The sequence below is a fragment of the Sphingobacterium allocomposti genome (genome assembly GCF_008124885.1).
In the GTDB taxonomy this organism is placed as follows: domain Bacteria; phylum Bacteroidota; class Bacteroidia; order Sphingobacteriales; family Sphingobacteriaceae; genus Sphingobacterium; species Sphingobacterium allocomposti.
Map to the genome: position 1 here is coordinate 1 of NZ_VNHX01000009.1, position 19,309 is coordinate 19,309.

The following is a 19,309-nucleotide window of genomic DNA, read 5'->3' on the forward strand; positions in this document are numbered from 1 at the left end:
TTCACACTAAGGATAGTGCCGGTGATATCGATAGGTTCCGTCGAACAGATGCCAGGCTGGGCTTCGACAGGCTCAGCCTGACTTTATCGAAGCACACTGTCCGTAGAGTGAGCGAAGCGCTCACTACGGACGGACTCTTAAACAGGAGTCTCAGACTCCCTTTTATCATCATATCCTTAGTGACGCTACGCTTCACACTAAGGATAGTGCCGGTGATATCGATAGGTTCCGTCGAACAGTTGCCAGGCTGGGCTTCGACAGGCTCAGCCTGACTTTATCGAAGCAACTGTCCGTAGAGTGAGCGAAGCGGTCTCTACGACGGACTCTTAAACAGGAGTCTCAGACTCCCTTTTATCATCATATCCTTAGTGACGCTGCGCTTCACACTAAGGATAGTGCCGGTGATATCGATAGGTTCCGTCGAACAGATGCCAGGCTGGGCTTCGACAGGCTCAGCCTGACTTTATCGAAGCACACTGTCCGTAGAGTGAGCGAAGCGGTCTCTACGGACGGGCTCATAAACAGGAGTCTCAGACTCCCTTTTATCCTAAGATCCTTAGTGACGCTGCGCTTCACTACTTCACAAATTTGCTGTGTCCAGCGGAGGACCGGACACAGCAAAAAACGAAAGAGCTATCCATCGCTGAATAGCTCTTTCTGAAAACAGTTATATCCGAATACGCCTTCAAGGACAGCAGGAGCAAGTAAACGACGTGTTGCTCAGACCGCCTGTTGGAAGCATACGAATATGCGTAACATGATTTTACTCAGGCTCTATACTAACGTCCAGCTTCCGACTGCGCCTCCTGAATCATTTGGTCTCCTGCGACAATAACGATTTCCACACGACGATTCTCGGCGCGCCCCGCGTCTGTATCATTAGAAGCAATAGGCTCCGAGTAGTTTTTACCTTCCGTCTTGATCCGGCCGCTGCTCAGTCCCTGCGAAACGGCATATGCTTTTACAGCATTGGCCCTGGATTCCGACACCTTCTGGTTGGCCGCCAGCGTTCCAATATTATCTGTATGCCCAATAACCAATATTTCTGTACCGGGCTCCTTATTCAACGTTTCCACCAGCTTGGCGATATTAGTTTTTGCGGCCGACTTCAACGTAGAACTATTGAAGTCAAATAATATTCCTTCATCGAACTTGACAATAATACCTTCGTCCGCCTTGATCACTTCAGCTCCCGCAACGGTATTTTCGATCTCCTTAGCCTGTCTGTCCATCTTCTTACCGATCAGTCCACCTGCGACGCCGCCAATAGCTGCTCCAGCAATAGCACCTACCGCTGTGTTTCCGGCTTTACCTCCTATAAGTGCTCCTAGCCCGGCACCCGCAGCTGTCCCGATGACAGCACCCTTTGTAGTACTATTCGTGTTCTGAATAGTCGAACAACTCGCAAGCAGCATCGCCGATGTTGCAACCGATAAGCCATAAACAGCTATTTTTTTATTCATTTTCATATGTGTATAATTATTCGTTTGTGTTTATATCCAATGGCATGCATGAATGTCCTACATCGGTTATTCATTCGTATTTACATCCATCTGCATTCAAGCGTGCTAAACATGCGCATTTCATATGCAACTATTATTTTATCGATGTGTATTCTTAGTGAATAAACATTCCGGTCCCAGTGTATCAAAACACCGAACCATGCTTCCGGCTCCTGATACCACCTGATCAACGTTCTAATACAATAAACAAAGTAAATGCCAAAATGTGTCGCTCCTAATAAATCGGCGATACATATTATCTTTCTTGTGGAGGAATCTCTAATTTAGGTAAGCGGGACGAGCGGGGGCGACCGTTTTTATTCCAGGCTTCAAGAGAAGTCTTCACATAGTTCATGAAGTCATATTGCCCCCAATGTTCTACCATGCTGTACGATGGGCGGTACAGATCCATGAACGATTGCAATTCGTCCCCCTCTAAGTCGGTAAGTGCACCTACCGACGACTTATTAAATATGCGGTCAACTTTAGACTCTTCTAATTCCCGATCCATCAACTTAGCAAAGCGCTTGGCGTTCTTTGCGTCTCTCCCAAATAGGTTGTACAGTGCCGTGGCGGGGCTTCCCAGATAGGTGCCCACCGTATTCTTTCCGCCATTGTATACACCCTTCTTACGATAGTCGTCCAGCATGTCACGCATCTCAGCCTCTTTACTCATACGGCTGACTACCACCGTCTCTAGCGTCAAACCCTCCTGCATCTCGATAAGAATATCTTCCTGCGTCTGTAAAACCGTCTTCACCGGACCGTATCCCGTCTTGGTAAACGATAGGCTGTCCCCAACCGACGCCTCAATAATAAACACGCCGAATGTATTTGTCTGTGTACGCCTGTTTGTCCTAAGGTTGGTTACGTTCACCTCGCCAAGTCGGGTACTGCCCCCTTTTGTAACGACAATGCCAGAGACGCCACTGTTCGATTGCGCTACCGCCTGTCGTTCCGCGCCCAGCAACAGAAACATGCAGGATATAAAAAGATAGATATGTTTTATTTTTAAATGCATTCAGCTAAAATTAACAATTGTTTAGACTAAGCAATGTTAAAAAGTTTTAAATCTAAACGTAATTAGCCGTAAGGATAAAAAACGAAGTTCGCTCCCTCAGGAACAACGACAAATAAGCACATATACTCGTCCGCGGGTTTGTAGGTCTTTATAAAATAGTTTTTCCGTTCTTCCTTAATGAGCCCCCGCTCGACAAACTCTTCCAGCGAGCTCGCGTGGATAGACCAGCGCGTATTCAATTCTTCGTGCCTCAAAATAGGTTCACCAATGCTTACTTCATGTTGATGCGCGATAAATATCGGATACAACGTATAGCCCTCGGCCACCATATCGATCGATACTTCCTTTATCGACTCTTTATAAAAGTCAAGGTCTACCTTCAAACTCTGCAGCGGACTGGGCTGCTCAGCCGAGTCTCCCTGCCTGTCTTTACCCATTAAATCTTCTATATCCACGATAAAAAGTTAAAAGTCAAAAAAAACAACCATCATAGGAATACAAACACTATGCCCGCAATGTCAGGAGTACAACATTTTCGACATGCTGCGTATGCGGAAACATGTCTACCGGCTTAATACGGCTGACAGCATACTTCTCCTGTAAAATAGCAAGATCTCTTGCCTGCGTCGCTGCGTTACAGCTTACATAGACAACCTTTGATGCCTCCATCTCTAAAATCCTATGGACGACATCAACGTGCATACCCGCCCGTGGCGGATCCGTGATGACAACATCCGGCCGACCATGACGCTCGACGAAGTCGGCCGTCAGAACATCCTTCATATCTCCAGCGTAGAACGTGGTATTCGATATACCGTTAATGCTTGAATTTATCTTCGCATCTTCAATTGCCGACGGAACATACTCCACCCCTACCACGGCACGGGCTGATTTCGCGACAAAGTTGGCGATGGTTCCTGCACCGGTATATAGGTCGTAGACAAGTTCACGCCCCGTTAAGCCGGCAAATTCGCGGGTAATTTTGTACAGTTCATAGGCCTGGGCAGAATTCGTCTGATAAAAAGATTTCGGCCCTACTTTAAAGCGCAAACCCTCCATCTCCTCATATATAAAATCGCGTCCGGCATACAGGTGAATATCCTGATCAAAAATTGTGTCATTCCGTTTTTGATTGACGATATATAGGAGCGACGTTAAAGCCGGGAAACGCTCATGGATAAACGCCATCAAAAGCGCAATCTGTTCTTCGGTCGGATAAGCAAAAACAACAATCAACATGACCTCGCCCGTAGAAGAAGTACGGATAATGAGGTTTCGCAAAGCTCCTTCATGTGTTCGAAGATCATAAAAAGATATGTGCTGCGTTACCGCAAAGTCACGTACAGCATTCCTGATCGCGTTGGACGGATCCTGCTGCAGAAAACAATGATCTATATCCAAGATCTTATCAAACCGTCCCGGCACGTGAAAGCCAAGCGCATGCATATCCGCCGGCGGGACGTCTTGGTCCACCGTCGTCAACCATCGCTTGTTCGAAAAAGTGAATTCCAGTTTATTCCGATAATATTCGGTTTGATCGGACCCTAAGATATCCTCCATACACGACGTATCAACCTTTCCCAAACGCTTCAACGCGTTGTCCACATATTGCTGTTTGAAATGCAGCTGCGCAGCGTAATTCATATGCTGCCATTTGCAACCTCCACATGTTCCAAAATGCGGACAAAAAGGATCTACCCGATGCTCCGAAGCCGATTTCAGCGTCACCAATCGTCCCTCGGCAAAGCTCTTCTTCTTTCGAAGCAACTCCACATCGGCGATGTCGCCCGGAACAGCATGCTCTATAAACATGACGAGCTCGTCCTGCTTTGCTACTCCTTTCCCCTCCTCGGCTATATCAACAATATTTACGTCTGCTATAAATCGCTTGTCCTGTGGAATTCTTCTACCCATAATGGGTGCAAAAATACGTTTTTTTCTCGACAGTAATCAGCAGTTGGTAATTAGTGGTTAGCAGGCAGTAGACGCGACAAGCTTCGTCTCAGAAAAAAGCAGACTTTCAGGCATCGCTAAACATACTGTCACCCTGAGCCTGTCGAAGGGAACAAAGCCTGACATAGAAGTTGTCACCCTGAGCGTAGTCGAAGGGCGCCCCGTTAACTGTTAGTCGTTAGCAGGCAGTAGACGCGACAAGCTTCGTCTCAGAAAAAAGCAGACTTTCAGGCATCGCTAAACATACTGTCACCCTGAGCCTGTCGAAGGGAACAAAGCCTGACATAGAAGTTGTCACCCTGAGCGTAGTCGAAGGGCGCCCCGTTAACTGTTAGTGGTTAGTACCAAGCAGCGTTGCCTGGACCAGATAGGGAAGCATGTCTTTTTGAAAGGATATAAAATTTTTGCGGACGTCGGCATCGGTGACTGCCGTAAAGGCAAAGGAAAAAACGATGCTCTTACTACTTTTAATCAGGAAGGTCAACCTTTCTTCCGGAACGGTCTGTCCAATAGTTTCATTCTGTATAAACGAACTCAACAACAAAAATTCCAGATCATCCGAGAGAATTTTTAAATATTCTTGGGCATTCGCCGACTCGCGGATAAACTCCCAGCCGACAAATTCGTTACACACCGTATATGTTACGCGGCTTACCCGAAGGATAGTATTGGCTAAAAAAGTCGAAAGATCTTTCTCTCTGACATTTTTATCGAGAATATCCTGAACGTTCTCCCGAATATAATCCATTAACACTTCGTGCAGGATGAGCTCCTTACTGGCGAAATGTTTATAAAAGGTCGCTTTTGCAATTTTAGCCTGTTTGGCTAACTGATTCACACTGGTCTTATTGTACCCGTAACGACGGAAAAGCTCTCGCGCCGATTTCTTTATAGACAATATGACGTTATCAGATTCCATCATTTAATGTTTCGTCGTCCTCCTTCCGATCGGTCTACCTTCCGGTGGCGAAGTTTGTGTAGCCTGCACGGACGCAACGCATCCATCGAAAGGCTGAGGCTATTTGCACGACGTCTATGTTTCCGGACCTCCATCGAAAAGATTAAATAATTTCCGTTTCGAACTGCGAGAGAAAACGGACATCGTTTTCGGAGAATAAACGCAAATCCCGAATCTCGTATTTTAAGTTCGTAATCCGCTCTATTCCCATACCAAAGGCGAATCCGGAATATTTTTTACTATCTATCCCACAGTTTTCCAATACATTGGGATCAACCATGCCACACCCGAGGATCTCCACCCACCCGGAGTGTTTACACAACTGACAGCCCGCACCCTTACAGATTGTACAAGAGATATCCATCTCTGCTGAGGGCTCCGTAAACGGGAAATATGAAGGACGGAAGCGGACTTTGGTACCTTCACCATATAGTTCCTGCACAAAATGATACAACGTTTGCTTTAAATCCGCAAACGACACATTCTCGTCCACATACAGGCCTTCTACCTGATGAAAGAAGCAGTGAGCCCGAGCTGAAATGGCTTCGTTGCGATAGACCCTTCCCGGCATAATCGCCCTAAAAGGGGGTTGGCCCATTTCCATTAACCGCACCTGTACAGATGACGTATGCGTACGCAAGGCGATATCATTTCCGTCTTTTTTCTCGACAAAAAAGGTATCTTGCATATCCCTGGCGGGATGCTCCGGCGGGAAATTAAGCGCGGAGAAATTATGCCAGTCGTCCTCGATCTCAGGACCTTCCGAAACGACAAAACCGAGCTTTTTAAATATCTCAACAATCTCTTTTCGCACCAGCGACAGCGGATGTCTGGAACCTAGCTGGAATCCCTCCCCCGGAAGCGTCAAATCGCCCTCTTCCCGACGGACCGCCTGTACCGGACCTGAAAACCGGGCCTGAGCTTCGCTAAATTTCCCTTCTACCAGTTGCTTGAATTCGTTCAACACCTTCCCCAACGTACGTTTCTCTTCTGAAGAAACCGATTTAAATTCTTCAAACAACGTTTTCACAATGCCTTTGGACACCAAATATTTCAGGCGAAAGTTCTCCACGTCTCCAGCCGATTCCGGGGTGAACCCGTTAACCTCCTCTGTATACTGCTTAATCTTGTCGTGCAACATACCGCCAAAGATACGGCAAAATATTAAAAATTTCTTCCCCTTGGTTTTTAAAATTTCTTCAGTGGCTATTGGCTGTGGAGACACAAGATCTTGTGTCTCCACAGCTATCTGCTATCCGCCATCTGCCATCAGCCATCAGCCATCTGCCATCAGCCATCAGCCATCAGCCATCTGCCATCAGCCATCAGCCATCAGCCATCTGCCATCAGCCATCAGCCATCTGCCATTACCCTCTCTCTTCCCGACTTTACAAATCAACGACTTTACATTTTAGAAGTTAGAAGTTAGAAGTCAGAAATTAGGAGTTAAGGGTTAGGTGTTAGATCTTAACTTTACGAATCAGCAACTCAACGACTTTACATCTTCGACTTTTCATTCACTAACCATATCAACCTTATTAACCCTATCAACCTTATCTCACTTCCCGACTTTACAAATCAACACCTTTACAGCTTATAGCCATCTGCTAATACTAAAACGGCAAACCGTCCCTATCGTTGTCGTTCTCTAAGAAATCGACTTCCTGCTCTTTCTCCCCATCGTCGGCGGTGCCTTCCGGGGCTGCTTTCCCCCCCTGCCCAAAGTCCGAAGGACGTCCAAGCAGCTTGAAACTTTCGCCCACAATCTCGGTTACAAAACGGCGGTTCCCCTCCCGATCTTCATAATTCCTCGTACGTAAACGCCCTTCAATATAAACCAGCTTACCTTTTTTTAGGTATTTGACGGCCATCTCAGCCAAGTTTCGCCACATAACAATGTTGTGCCACTCCGTGTGCTGCATGCGGATACCATCCTTCGTATAGGTCTCTGAGGTTGCTAAGGGAAAACTGCAAACGGTAATATTGCCTTCTAAATAACGCACTTCGGGATCTTTTCCCAGATGCCCAACTAAAATTACTTTGTTAACACTAGCCATAATTACAATTTAGGGGATGATTAGCTGTTTGTTCCTTTCCAGGAATGAAAAAATAAGTTTATGTTTAGCTAATCTATCGATTTTTTCCCAGAAAAAATAATTCCATTCTGACTTTTTCACCTTCAATGCGGACGCGTTATGTATCATATAAAAGCGCGCGTGGATGTTTTGATGACTGAGGACGTGCTTCGTCGGCGGGCCGATGGTTTCCACTACGGCAAAAGGATGAAAAAAAGCGCCGAATTGCTCCGTACCGATCAGATCGTCCACCTCAACCGCTGTCGGCGTTTCCAGCATCGGAAATTCATATAAATTAGCCCACACATCACCCCCGCCTCTTTTTGCCATCAACAGCTGTTCCTCTTCGCGTATGATAAAATAATGGAAGTAACGGTTTCTGCTCTCCTTCCCCTTCATCTTAACAGGTAGGTGCTCCGTCAGCCCTTCACGGAACGCAGCACATTCGAATCGGAAGATACATTGATCACACAGAGGATTTTTTGGCTTGCACTGCACCGCGCCAAAATCCATGATGGCCTGATTATATAGCCCCGGGTGCTGCTTGTCCAACAAGTCATTGGCAAGCTCCGAAAAAAGCTTCTTTCCCTGTGTCGAGTTGATCGGCCGGGAAATACCGAACATCCGCGACAGTACGCGGTACACATTTCCATCGACAACAGCTCTTGCCTCATTGGATGAAAACGAAGCAATAGCAGCGGCGGTATACTCACCAACACCCGGCAGACGGATGACATCAGCAAAGGCTGTAGGAAATCTTCCTCCAAATGCGGCCACAACCATCTTGGCAGCCTTATGCATATTCCGTGCACGCGAATAATACCCCAGCCCCTGCCATAGCCGCAGGATCTTTTCCTCATCCGCTTCCGCAAATTTTGTTACAATAGGAAACTCTTCGACAAAACGGTAAAAATAGGGCATCCCCTGCTCCACCCGCGTCTGCTGTAAAATAACCTCCGAAAGCCAGATAATATAAGGGTCCTGCGTGTTTCTCCAAGGTAGATCCCGTCCGTTCTCACCGTACCATTTCAACAGTTTCGCAGCAAAAGACATACGCAAAGTTGCTTATTTTTTTTCAATAAAAACAGGTGCCCAAAATGTTAAAAAACGTAAAATATTGAAGTTAAACATCTTGAAGGGGTACCTTTGTATTCCGTATCATAAAAGTAAGATTTCGTTATTGACGCTATGCTAAAGAAAAAGACAGCCGTGCTTTTTGTGGAACCGGATGGCACATCCACTACGAGAATGCAGGTACCAACATTTATAATTTCACACTGGAAAAAATTGCTCCTTTCGTTGATTTGCCTTATAGCCGCGACTATTGTCACAGTTGTATATGTGGTAAAACAGCGCACTTCAGCACAATATATCCAGGTTTACGACAAAAAAATTAATGAATTAAAACAACAGAATCGCCTGCTGGAGCTGGAGGAGTTCAATAGCCAGCTGACCACGGAGGAAATGAAAAAATCTTTCAATTCCATAGACAGCACACTCGAAAGGATCAACCAAAAAATGAGAAAGCGTGGCCTGAAAGAGATAAAGATGAAGAACATGGGAGGCCCGGTAGAAAAAGGTGAAGATGACCTTGTCGAACTCTCCTCTTTCTATAAGAAACAATTGAAGAGTCTAGAAGCAAAACTGGATGGTATGCCATTAGGTGTCCCACATCCAGGAAGAATAACATCCCGCTTCGGATACCGCAGAAACCCTTTTACCAATAGAGGGCGTGAGATGCATTCTGGAGTCGACTTAAAAGGTCGGATAGGAGACCCTGTGAAGGCCACCGCAAAAGGCCGGGTTACATTCGCCGGATATAAGGGCGATTATGGGTATGTGGTCATGGTGAAGCATAACAACGGATATGAAACCCGATATGCACACCTGACAAGAACCCGTGTTCGAAAGGGGCAGACAGTCGACGCCGGAGAAATTGTCGGACTGTTGGGAAGCACCGGACGTAGTACGGGCCCACACCTGCATTATGAGGTCGTTATCAACGACCGCAAGGTAAATCCCGAGAAGTACTTCTATTTTTAGCGGGCTATTGGCTGATGGCTATAAGCTGTAAAGACGTTGATTCGTGAAGTTGTAAAGTGAAAGGCTGATGGCTGTAAGCTATTGACTGTTTACTTCACGGTTCCACGGCCTCGTGCGTCGGAAAGGACCGGCATTGGTTCGACTGCGTCAGCATTTCTAGTGATTGGTAGTTGGGAGTTAGGGGATAGATCGTGATTAGAGACTTCACAATTAATTTCCAACTACCTTTTTAATTTTTACTTTTTCCGACCTTCCAAGTAAAACCCCGTCCCGGGTTGAGGGGCTATGAAGAAGTGAGAAGTCAGATATTAGATGTGAGATCTGCGTAGTATAAGCTAATGGCTGATGGCTATAAGCTGTAAAGGCGTTGATTCGGGAAGTTGTAAAGTGAAAGGCAGATGGCAGATAGCTATAAGCCGTAAAGTCGTTGAGTCGTGAAGTTGTAAAGTGAATGGCTGACATAGAGGCTGTCACCCTGAGCGTAGTCGAAGGGTGGCTTCGACAGAGCCTGTACAAAGCTCGCCGAAGTGCTCAGCCTGACACAATGGAAGGGGTTATGGCTATCGGCTATTTGCTGTTTACAGGCGCGCAGGCTTCGCAAAAAACAATCAGTAAAGAACTCGTGATATTTCAGGAAAAGAGCAGCTATATGGCTGCTCTTTCTTATTTTTGACCTATGAGCACCCCCACTTTTCACATCGCCACTTTACATCGCGGCAGATTTATGCTACTGCTTCTCGCTGGGGTGTGTTTAATCACTGCATTCGTTTCCCGTATGCCGATACAGGAAATTGCAAAGATTCTTGCCGTATTAATCAGCTTGCCTTTCCTGATCTTTTTGAGCACCAAATGGAGCAAAGCACCGTCCGTATGGACGATCAACCAAGAAAAGGTGACCGTAGAGTCGGGCACTGGAACAGACACATTCATGCTCGGCGATATCAAGTATATCCGGAACTTACCACGGTCCGGAGGCAACCTCCTTATGATCTTCTTCCATAAGGAGAAAGCGCCGAGACGATATTGGCGGAACAAGCTTTTTCAGCAAGCTGACGACCTCGACGCTTTGATACACGCTTTCAGGCAACGAGGTATCGAATATTATTACATGTAAAAACAACCGATAGATATGAGAAAACTACTGTTACTTTCTTTTTATGTACTGACGGCAGCATTGGTCTCCGCCCAACGGGCAGGATATTGGCAGCAGAAAGTCGACTACAAAATGGATATCGATGTAGACGATGAAACCTACCAGTATCAGGGGAAGATGACATTGGCGTATACCAACAATTCCAATCAAGCGCTCGCCAAGGTATACTTCCATCTCTACTTCAATGCGTTCCAACCCGGCAGCATGATGGACCATCGTCTGACTAACATCGCCGATCCTGATTCCCGGATGACTGTCAACGTTGGTACCAAGGAAAAACCGGTATACCAAAGCCGCATAGCCACCTTGACACCCGAACAAATAGGCTATCAGGACATACAATCGCTGACCTATAATGGGCAACCAGCCTCGTTTAAAGTCGATGGAACAATCCTAGAGGTTACCCTTCCTGAGGCTATGCAGCCTTCCCAAACGGCAACATTCGTCATGCAATGGAAGGCACAGGTACCAGAACAGATCCGCCGCAGCGGACGGAACTCCAAAGAAGGAGTCGCCCTCTCCATGGCACAATGGTACCCGAAAATGGCACATTTCGACGAGTTCGGATGGCACCTTGATGAATACGTAGCCCGCGAATTTATCGCCCCATTCGGTAACTTCGATGTCACTATCCATATCAACAAGGACTATGTGATTGGCGCATCGGGTAAGCTGCAAAATCCTACGGCAGTCAAAGGGTATGACAGGAAAGCTAAAATATCGTCGAACGGCGGCAAGGCAACATGGCGGTTCAAGGCTGAAAACATACACGATTTTGTCTGGGCCGCTGATCCTAAATTTGTGGTTGACTCCGCCAAAAGCCGTGGGGGCGTTTCGGTATACACCGTTTTTCTCCCAACCAACAATGAAGTTAAAAGCAATTGGAAGACGGCGCTGGGCCTGGCAACGGAATTTTTCGACTATTGCGCCGATCATTTCGGCGCATACCCATGGCCAACATATAGCATCGTACAAGGAGGCGACGGCGGGATGGAATACGGCACAGCGACCCTCGTCACGGGCGGTCGTAACATAAAAAGCCTGGTCGGCGTTATTTTCCACGAAGCAGCACACTCCTGGTATCAGCACCTTTTTGGCATCAACGAGACGGTCGACGAGTGGTTTGACGAAGGGTTTACCAGCTACATTGAGGAACTTGCGTTTCAAAGCTTGTTCGAGAAAAAAGGAGCATTGGAAACCAACCCGGTTATTAACGCGTACCGCGCGTATTACAAGTTGGCGCTATCCGGAAAAGAGGAGCCGATGAGCCTCCTTGCCGATTACTACAATACCAACTATGCGTATAGCAACGAAGCATACAACAAGGGACAGGTATTGGCCGAACAGCTCGGGTACATTATCGGTAAGCAGAATTTAGAAAAGACCTTTCTAAAGTTTTACGAGATATGGAAGTTCAAACACCCTACGCCAAACGATTTCAAGCGTGTAGCTGAAGAGGTTTCTGGAATAAACCTAAAATGGTACTTCAACCTGTTTATAAACACCACGCGCACGATCGACTATGCTGTTGAACAGGTTTCCGACACAGAAATCACCTTGACCAACAAATCTAACTTCGCGATGCCTATCGACCTGTTGGTGGAATACGAAGATGGCTCAAAAGAGTTGTTTTACATCCCACTGCGGGAAATGCGCGGGGAGAAACCTGCAGAAAACTTCAGTCTGTACAACGGCGTAAAACGTACTGTACTCGAGGATTGGTTCTGGACAAAGCCTTCCTATACGGTAAAGGTCACTAAAAAACCGAAAAAGGTACAAATCGACCCGTCGTTGCGGCTAGCCGATATTGAGTCGGGTAACAATACGGTAATTCGGTAACTATTAGCCCGCAGAAAACCTGAATACACAACAACCCTTTCCGGATTTCTAAATTTCGAAATCCAGAAAGGGTTGTTCACCAAGGAGCCTCCTTTTTTGTCCCTCCCCTTTATAGATACTTGCCTGCTCTCGTTGGATCAACAAACAAAGGCAAGTATAAAGTTTATCACTCAATCAGCTTGGTTGTCAATTCAGGATCTTCGATTTCCTCCAGCGTGGATTCTTTGGTGAGCAACGGTGCATATTTTACCCGTGCTTTTGTCCATCGTCCAAGCTTAAGGTTAAACTCTCCTCCCATAAAGTTAAAATACCCAGCATCCGACGGCGTATTGTAAGTCATCGCATTGGTATTCGATCCAGACCGGTAAAAAGGCTGTTCCTCCAATGTCAGTGGGTTGATGATATCATAAAAATCGTTGTTGGTAATCCGATAGCCGTAGCCATTCCCGACCAGACTCCCTCCGGTGCCGACGAACATCACATCTTCAGGTATGGAGGTAGCATCCACATTTGTCCCTTGAAAGATCGCAATGCCGTAGGCATTACCGCTATTGGCCAAAAGGTTCGTGGTCCGCGTCCCGAAATCGAATCCGTCGTTGGTATTGTATGCATATGCTGTAATCCAGTTGGCGTGAGCTATACTCGTTGAGTTGGTACTCATTATTAGCTTGTTCGATCCTCCAACGTAGAAAAACGTCCCCTTAGCTGCAAACCCGCTCGTCAGATTGAATTTATAGGTGCGCATGCCCCCCGTGGCCCAACCTTTTTGTGGGAATCCTGTTGGCGTAGAAGCATTTGCATTATTTGTGGTCACGACAGCGAACGGCGTCTTCGAAAAATCGATATCTTCCGTAGCCATAAACTGTATATACTCATTATTCGCGTCTGTCCCTCTCGGATCGTTAGACCACCCCGTAATGATGGCCTTAGGCGTTTTATATTCCGATTTTAATTCGACAAGATCCGACGGGATACGCATACGCTCGTACGGCACAAGGCTGTCACCGATCACTTCATTGAAAATAATGCCGTAGTAATTAGCCATTCGATACTGCGGGAGCCCTGCTAACTCAGAGCGGGCATCAGTCCGGACCGTCAGCGATCCGAAACCGTCGTTGATCTCCTGATCGCCGGCCATGACCTGCCCCTCAGTGGGTGTATACGTAAATCCTCCTTTGACGATAGCGACCAAGGTACTTTCATAATCGTTAGGATTAGCAATAATTTTTGCAACATTGGCTTGTGTGACGTATACGGGCACTTTCGCTACTTTCGTGATTTTGTCTGTCGTGATGTTTTTTATTTGAAGTATGCCGTCCACCCGATCCAGTATTCCTCCGTTGATATCAACGATCACAGAATCTCCCGGCACAAAACTTGCCGCAGCCTCACCCAGAGGAAGGGCGATTCCGCGTTGAAAATCCAATCTCCTTTTATCCTGAACAATCAATAGCCCAGCGGGCAGATTGCCCCCGCTATGATCCGATATTACGGTAGCGGCCAGCTTTTGGGAGCCATCCAAAATTTCCGGGTTTAATGTAACCGCTGTTCCTTTAAACAGATTCCGCACATCGTAAATGCTAATATAGGGACTGATCTCTCCGCCAGGGTAGTTAGTATCAGCGCAACCGGCCGTTATGGCCGAGAGTACCAATAGAAATAGTACTTGATGAATTATTCTTTTCATGTTAAACTTCTTTCTTGAAAATACGTTACGGCTTCTGCCACCAAACCTTCGTGTTAATAGCGTCTGCACCTTGCCTTGCCACAGCTTCTTTATAATTCGTTGGGTTAGAAGATTGCACGTAAACGGGATAAAACATTCGTGCCGGCATCTCTCCTCCATTTTGTAGTCCAGCCCCCTTTGGCAATACAGGGTAACCTGTCCTTCTATGCTCGAACCATTGCTGCATATCCACTAAAAACAAAGCCATATATTTCTGCATGTGTATGCGTTCCATTTTTTCTTCAAACGTATCCTGATCGCTCCAGTCAATATCTGAGGCCGCGAGGTGCGCTTGAATGGTGCCCGACCAGTTTGGCAGCCACAACTTGATACAGGACTCTGCCCCGCTATAAAATGCCACTTTGGGATCGCCACTGATCCACCCTTTGAGTGCGGCCTCCGCTTTAATAAACTCGACCTCGGAAAAGTTCATGATCATTCCTGCCAGCGGCTCACGTTGTAGGCTATTCACTCCGCTATTCTGATCGGCAGAATAGAAATAGGACATCCTCGAATAGTCTTCGCTGCCCTGCGCATATCCACTTGGAACACCAACATAATTGCCCGAAACAGGTGCAATTCCCCATCTGTTAATGCTGGAGGTTCCGTATTCAGGGATATTGATCCTGGGATCATTGCTATCTCGTAAGAAATCAATGAAAAACTCGGCGATCGCCACCGCCCGAAAATCCTGAACCCTGATAGCCATATAGGGTGATACATAGGCGCCTTCGCCTGTCCAGCGCAGAATGGCCGATTCGTCGTTGTTTGCAATAATAGGATAGTTTGATCGATTACTTTCCAGTATCTCCTTAATTTTAGCGATGGCGTACTCCTTCACTTCCGGCTTATGTGCTACTCGCAGGAGCAATCTTAAAAACAATGAGTTGCCGAACTTACGCCAGTTGGCTACGCTACCGCTATATACCGGATCGTGCACAGCGTCGATAGCGTCTCCTGCCCGAAGAAGGTTGTTCGCCGAATCGAGTTTGCTAAACATGTCTACGTATATGTCGTGCTGGGCGTCAAACCTAGGCTCGAGTATTAACGAATCTCTACCTAAATTTGACTCAGAATAAGGGATATCTCCATAGGTATCCGTTAAAATCGAATATGTCCAGGTTTGCAATATTAGGGAGATACCTTGATAGGACCGATTATAATTTATTGGCTCCAGTGCCTTACTATACATGTCCTTATAATTGGAGAGTTCTATAAAGTGACCATTCCAAAGATAGTCCGCCCAGTTTCTTCTAAAGTCATACCGAAATACACGGCCATCACCATCGCCGATAGCTACCGTAACCTGCATCAACTCGTTTGTAAAGTTCCGGTTCCTATTCATATTATATGTCACCGAGTTGATAAGCGCATTTGCCATGAATTGATAGGGATACGCCTCTGTAGAGGTCGTCGGATCGGTATTCAGGTTCTCAAACCCTTTATCGCATGATTGTAGCAGCGTCAAAAACACTAGTCCTACAATTACTAACTTTCTTAATATCATCTTCTTTTTATTGTTAGAAACCAACAGTCAAGTTAACACCAAACGTACGGGTAGACGGAAACTGGGCTATCTCGAATCCTTTGACGATATCCGACCCGTCCAGCGTGCCAAACTCGGGATCGAAAGCCGGCCACTTTGTCCAGATGAACAGATCCCTTCCGTATACGCCTATCGTTGCTTTTTGTAAGCCTAAACGCGAAGCAAGTCGCCTATTAAACGTGTAGTCTAACCGTGCTTCCCGAAACTTAAGAAAATCTGTCGGATATGTGCTCCCTTCGGCGTTATCGGCGCCATAGTGCGAACGGTAGTATTGATCAATATCCTTCGCTATCACATCGTTTTTACGGAACGTTCCATCTGCATTTTCGATCACTCCATTTCCGATTATCCCATTATATCGGCCGGGCAAGGTATTCCTTGTTTTCCCCTGTTCGGCCATTTTGTAATGCGTAAGGGAATGTCCCACCGCACCCCACTGTGTATCGAACAAAACATTCATCCGCCAGCCTTTGTAGGTGATTGTATTACCAAAACTCGCCTTTCCTTTAGGAATAGTGTTGCCCAGATACACCACGCTCTCCGTTATTTTCGCGTAGCCGGTACTTTCGTGATAGATAACCTGTCCGTCCGGAGCGCGCTGATAGCCGAGACCGTACAGGTCGCCCATACTGCCGCCTACGAACGCGACAATCTGTCCTGATCCCACCGAACGCTGCTGCAAAACCAAAGAGCTGTCCGCCAACTCGACGATTTTGTTACGATTTGTTGTGAAGGTGATCATAGACGACCAGTTGAAACCATCCTTATTTACAATCTGCTTCGTATTTAGTGCTACCTCTAAACCCCTATTTTTTACTTCGCCGATATTCATAAGGCGCGTCCTCGCGCCAGAAGCTGCGTCAACAATACGGTAAAGATGCTGGTTAAAGGTATTTCCTTGATAAGCAGCAACATCAATATGCACACGGTCTTTAAGAAGCCGGATATCTGTACCAAATTCGATAGAACGCGTGCGTAGCGGCTCGATCAAGGGGTTAACCAACGATGTAGGATTCGCTAAAGAGCCTCCGATCAAACTGTTGGGCGAAGTATAGGCGAACAAGGTTTGATAGGGGCGTTGGACGCCGGAACCCACCTCGGCAAAAGAAGCGCGCAACTTCACTAGATTAATGAGACTGGGAAGATCGACAACCTCAGACAGTATAAAGCTGCCGTTAACCGACGGGTAGAAGAAGCCTTTCTTCTTATCCGGGAATTCGGGGGCGGCCAACGTACTCGTCCAGTCCATACGTCCGGTGACGTCTAAAAACAGGTAGTCTTTATAGGAACCTGTAAACAATCCATATACACTGTTTACCTCAAAACGCTCGATCGCTTGGTCGGTCTTCACGCCATATTTGGAGTTGTTGTGGTTGTAGACTCCCGGAAAGGAAAGCCCATCCGAGGTTAGCGACTCCCGACGATACTCGTTCTGCTGCGTGCTTCCACCCACGGATGCAGAGATTTCAAAGTCTTGATCCAATTTTTTGCCATAACGTAATAGGAAGTCGGCGTTCGATTCCTTAGAAAAGATCTGTTGCGTACGGTGGCTTCCTTCACGTAACCTCGATCCGGCATCATATGGCCTGTTCTGTGTCCGGTTTTCCGAGGAAAAGTCCATCGAAGCCCTCACCTGTGCACTGAACGCTTTCGTAAACTGGTAGCTCGCCTGTGCGTTTCCGGTAAACGTATGCCGGTTGTTGCTGTTGATAAACTCATAGGATATAGCGTACGGGTTTTCCGGATAAGTGCTATATGGATATCTGATTTCGAGGTTCTCTTTACCTTTCACCCAGTAATTCTTCAGCCAGTTGACATCGGCACTTGGCTGCCAGAATATAAACCAATACATCAAAGATTGATTGCCATACCCGGCCCCTGGAAGGTTATCGCTCCAACGGTTGTTGTAATTTACTTTCGAACTGATCGTAAGTTTATCTGTCACCTTGGAATTGACAGATAGCGCTACCGTGTTCCTTTTATATCCTGTGTTAGGTACGATCCATTTATTCTGTACGTTAGTTGCCGAAAAACGGGCTGTCGTTTTGTCGGTACCCCCGTCGATGGTGACGGAGTTAGTAAATGTCTTTCCAACATCAAAGAAGCTCGTGATATTATCATAGGCTCTCCACGGTGTTCGTTCGCTTCCGACCATCTGCGTCTCGGGATCATATTGAAAAAAATGCTGTCCGTCAAACTTTGGACCGTACGCTGAACTAGTACCGCTTGTGCTGGGACCATCGACAGAAGCTCCATATGAGTAATGCGCCGCACCGCCGAGTCCTTGCCCATACTCGTACTGTAAATCCGGCCAACGATTGACGCTCTGAAAAGCAGTATTGCTATTCACGGTAATACCGATGCCTTTCTTTTTAGAGCCCGATTTTGTTGTAATAATCACAGCTCCATTCGCAGCACGCTGTCCATATAAGGCAGCAGCTCCGGGGCCTTTCAGGACCGTGACACTTTCTATATCTTCTGGATTGATATCGTCCATTCCCGAGCCGTAATCAACAGGCATATTATCCGACCCCGTTCCGTATATAGCATCCGACGCGTTGGCTGAGCGTCTTCCTGACCCGTTGTTGATAACGATGCCATCCACGACAATCAATGCTTCATTCTCTCCTGTCAAATTATTCTCGCCACGTAAAATGATTTTGGTCGAACCTACCGGGCCGGCGTTCGACCGCATTAAATTTAAGCCCGCAACTTTCCCGGATAAGGCGTCCATCCAATTACTGGAAAGTGCCTCCGTCAGTTGCTCTCCTTTTACGACTGTTGCAGCGTACCCCAATGCCTTTTCTTCCCGCTTAATACCCAATGCCGTGACCACGACCTCATCGATATCTCCAACGGCTGATTTTAACGTGAAATTGACCTCCCTTGTTTCGTTCTCGACAACTGTAATGTTATTTCGCCTGACCTCTTCAAACGAAATATACTTCACAACCAAGGTATACGTGCCGGGCCTGGCCGTGATGCTGTAGTTACCACGGACGTCCGTTACAACGGTGCGATTTAATTCGACAATTTGCACAGAAGCGCCAACAAGTGGCTCTCCCTGTTCGTCTTTGATCGATCCACCGATACGTGCAGGACGCTGTTCCTTTTTTAAGACGACGGTCCCGTCCGGCTTTTCCTCAAAGGTAATCTCCGTATTTTGAAAAATACTCTTTAATACACTGGCTATAGTCGAGCTACGGAAGGTTCTCTTTGCAACGTACCGGCGGTTTAAATCGAGTGCTTTATCGTCAAATGCAAACTCGAGTCCCTGCTCTCGTTGCAATTTTTTTATAGCCGCATGGAGGGTTATGCGCTCCATGGCAAAATCAATTTTACGGCTGTGAATCTGCCCCTTTAAGGAGCTGGCAAACAACAATTGTGATGTTGCTATAGCCATACAGTATATAATAATTGTCGTACGCATAATCATTCGTATGAACAATAGGTTTCTATTCATATGTTTTTAATTTGTCTTTAAGGACGAATA

General features: G+C 46.6%; 15 protein-coding genes. 4 read left to right on the forward strand and 11 right to left on the reverse strand.

The annotated features are described in order from the left end of the window. Positions 1–779: 779 nt before the first annotated feature. The 8 genes from BC792_RS08105 to mutY all read right to left on the reverse strand — a co-directional run bounded on the left by BC792_RS08105 (position 780) and on the right by mutY (position 8,562). Entirely contained in the window at positions 780–1,469 is a 690-nt protein-coding gene (locus BC792_RS08105; RefSeq protein WP_148908497.1) for a YiaD family glycine zipper/OmpA-like lipoprotein, read from the reverse strand. A 289-nt stretch (positions 1,470–1,758) separates the two neighbouring features. Continuing rightward, a complete protein-coding gene (locus BC792_RS08110; RefSeq protein ID WP_148908498.1) occupies positions 1,759–2,523 on the reverse strand; it encodes a hypothetical protein in 765 nt (254 codons plus the stop codon). A gap of 62 nt (positions 2,524–2,585) precedes the next feature. Beyond that, positions 2,586–2,978: a hypothetical protein gene (locus BC792_RS08115; protein ID WP_246154914.1), complete on the reverse strand. Its 393-nt coding sequence runs from the start codon at positions 2,976–2,978 to the stop codon at positions 2,586–2,588. Between the two features lie 49 nt (positions 2,979–3,027). After that, positions 3,028–4,437 (reverse strand): 23S rRNA (uracil(1939)-C(5))-methyltransferase RlmD, encoded by a 1,410-nt coding sequence (gene rlmD / locus BC792_RS08120; RefSeq protein ID WP_148908499.1) that lies wholly within the window; start codon positions 4,435–4,437, stop codon positions 3,028–3,030. A gap of 370 nt (positions 4,438–4,807) precedes the next feature. Continuing rightward, on the reverse strand, positions 4,808–5,395 hold the full coding sequence (locus BC792_RS08125) for a TetR/AcrR family transcriptional regulator (RefSeq protein WP_148908588.1): 588 nt from the start codon (positions 5,393–5,395) through the stop codon (positions 4,808–4,810). Positions 5,396–5,537: 142 nt separating this feature from the next. Continuing rightward, on the reverse strand, positions 5,538–6,575 hold the full coding sequence (pheS, locus tag BC792_RS08130) for a phenylalanine--tRNA ligase subunit alpha (RefSeq protein ID WP_148908589.1): 1,038 nt from the start codon (positions 6,573–6,575) through the stop codon (positions 5,538–5,540). 472 nt (positions 6,576–7,047) lie between these two features. Beyond that, positions 7,048–7,491 carry a single-stranded DNA-binding protein gene (locus BC792_RS08135; protein WP_148908500.1) on the reverse strand — a complete coding sequence of 148 codons (444 nt, stop codon included), beginning with the start codon at positions 7,489–7,491 and terminating at the stop codon, positions 7,048–7,050. Positions 7,492–7,500: 9 nt separating this feature from the next. Then, positions 7,501–8,562, reverse strand: coding sequence for an A/G-specific adenine glycosylase (gene mutY, locus BC792_RS08140; protein ID WP_148908501.1), 1,062 nt, complete (start codon positions 8,560–8,562; stop codon positions 7,501–7,503). A gap of 135 nt (positions 8,563–8,697) precedes the next feature. On the opposite strand from mutY, the gene BC792_RS08145 reads away from it, so the two are divergent. From BC792_RS08145 to BC792_RS08160, 4 genes are all read left to right on the forward strand, one after another. After that, the gene (locus BC792_RS08145) at positions 8,698–9,552 is read left to right on the forward strand and encodes a M23 family metallopeptidase (protein WP_148908502.1); all 855 of its coding nucleotides are present in this window, start codon (positions 8,698–8,700) and stop codon (positions 9,550–9,552) included. Positions 9,553–10,003: 451 nt separating this feature from the next. Next, positions 10,004–10,225, forward strand: coding sequence for a hypothetical protein (locus tag BC792_RS08150; RefSeq protein ID WP_148908503.1), 222 nt, complete (start codon positions 10,004–10,006; stop codon positions 10,223–10,225). Between the two features lie 51 nt (positions 10,226–10,276). Continuing rightward, the gene (locus BC792_RS08155; protein WP_211357499.1) at positions 10,277–10,666 is read left to right on the forward strand and encodes a hypothetical protein; all 390 of its coding nucleotides are present in this window, start codon (positions 10,277–10,279) and stop codon (positions 10,664–10,666) included. 15 nt (positions 10,667–10,681) lie between these two features. Further along, positions 10,682–12,544, forward strand: coding sequence for a M1 family metallopeptidase (locus BC792_RS08160; RefSeq protein ID WP_148908505.1), 1,863 nt, complete (start codon positions 10,682–10,684; stop codon positions 12,542–12,544). 166 nt (positions 12,545–12,710) lie between these two features. On the opposite strand, the gene BC792_RS08165 is transcribed toward BC792_RS08160, so the two are convergent. The 3 genes from BC792_RS08165 to BC792_RS08175 are packed head-to-tail and all read right to left on the reverse strand — an operon-like array spanning position 12,711 to position 19,279. Further along, complete coding sequence (locus tag BC792_RS08165) at positions 12,711–14,231, reverse strand: DUF5689 domain-containing protein (protein WP_148908506.1); 1,521 nt, start codon at positions 14,229–14,231, stop codon at positions 12,711–12,713. 25 nt (positions 14,232–14,256) lie between these two features. Next, positions 14,257–15,777 (reverse strand): SusD/RagB family nutrient-binding outer membrane lipoprotein, encoded by a 1,521-nt coding sequence (locus BC792_RS08170; protein WP_148908507.1) that lies wholly within the window; start codon positions 15,775–15,777, stop codon positions 14,257–14,259. Between the two features lie 13 nt (positions 15,778–15,790). Then, positions 15,791–19,279 (reverse strand): SusC/RagA family TonB-linked outer membrane protein, encoded by a 3,489-nt coding sequence (locus BC792_RS08175; protein WP_246154915.1) that lies wholly within the window; start codon positions 19,277–19,279, stop codon positions 15,791–15,793. Positions 19,280–19,309: the final 30 nt, after the last annotated feature.

What these genes read in the sequence shown, in the direction of transcription:
- BC792_RS08135 (WP_148908500.1), bottom strand. Translation starts at nt 7,491, where the DNA reads ATGGCTAGTGTTAACAAAGTAATTTTAGTTGGGCATCTGGGAAAAGAT.
- BC792_RS08155 (WP_211357499.1), top strand. Translation starts at nt 10,277, where the DNA reads ATGCTACTGCTTCTCGCTGGGGTGTGTTTAATCACTGCATTCGTTTCC.
- BC792_RS08125 (WP_148908588.1), bottom strand. Translation starts at nt 5,395, where the DNA reads ATGGAATCTGATAACGTCATATTGTCTATAAAGAAATCGGCGCGAGAG.
- BC792_RS08105 (WP_148908497.1), bottom strand. Translation starts at nt 1,469, where the DNA reads ATGAAAATGAATAAAAAAATAGCTGTTTATGGCTTATCGGTTGCAACA.
- BC792_RS08175 (WP_246154915.1), bottom strand. Translation starts at nt 19,279, where the DNA reads ATGAATAGAAACCTATTGTTCATACGAATGATTATGCGTACGACAATT.
- mutY (WP_148908501.1), bottom strand. Translation starts at nt 8,562, where the DNA reads ATGTCTTTTGCTGCGAAACTGTTGAAATGGTACGGTGAGAACGGACGG.
- BC792_RS08170 (WP_148908507.1), bottom strand. Translation starts at nt 15,777, where the DNA reads ATGATATTAAGAAAGTTAGTAATTGTAGGACTAGTGTTTTTGACGCTG.
- BC792_RS08160 (WP_148908505.1), top strand. Translation starts at nt 10,682, where the DNA reads ATGAGAAAACTACTGTTACTTTCTTTTTATGTACTGACGGCAGCATTG.
- BC792_RS08110 (WP_148908498.1), bottom strand. Translation starts at nt 2,523, where the DNA reads ATGCATTTAAAAATAAAACATATCTATCTTTTTATATCCTGCATGTTT.
- rlmD (WP_148908499.1), bottom strand. Translation starts at nt 4,437, where the DNA reads ATGGGTAGAAGAATTCCACAGGACAAGCGATTTATAGCAGACGTAAAT.
- pheS (WP_148908589.1), bottom strand. Translation starts at nt 6,575, where the DNA reads ATGTTGCACGACAAGATTAAGCAGTATACAGAGGAGGTTAACGGGTTC.
- BC792_RS08150 (WP_148908503.1), top strand. Translation starts at nt 10,004, where the DNA reads ATGGCTGACATAGAGGCTGTCACCCTGAGCGTAGTCGAAGGGTGGCTT.
- BC792_RS08145 (WP_148908502.1), top strand. Translation starts at nt 8,698, where the DNA reads ATGCTAAAGAAAAAGACAGCCGTGCTTTTTGTGGAACCGGATGGCACA.
- BC792_RS08165 (WP_148908506.1), bottom strand. Translation starts at nt 14,231, where the DNA reads ATGAAAAGAATAATTCATCAAGTACTATTTCTATTGGTACTCTCGGCC.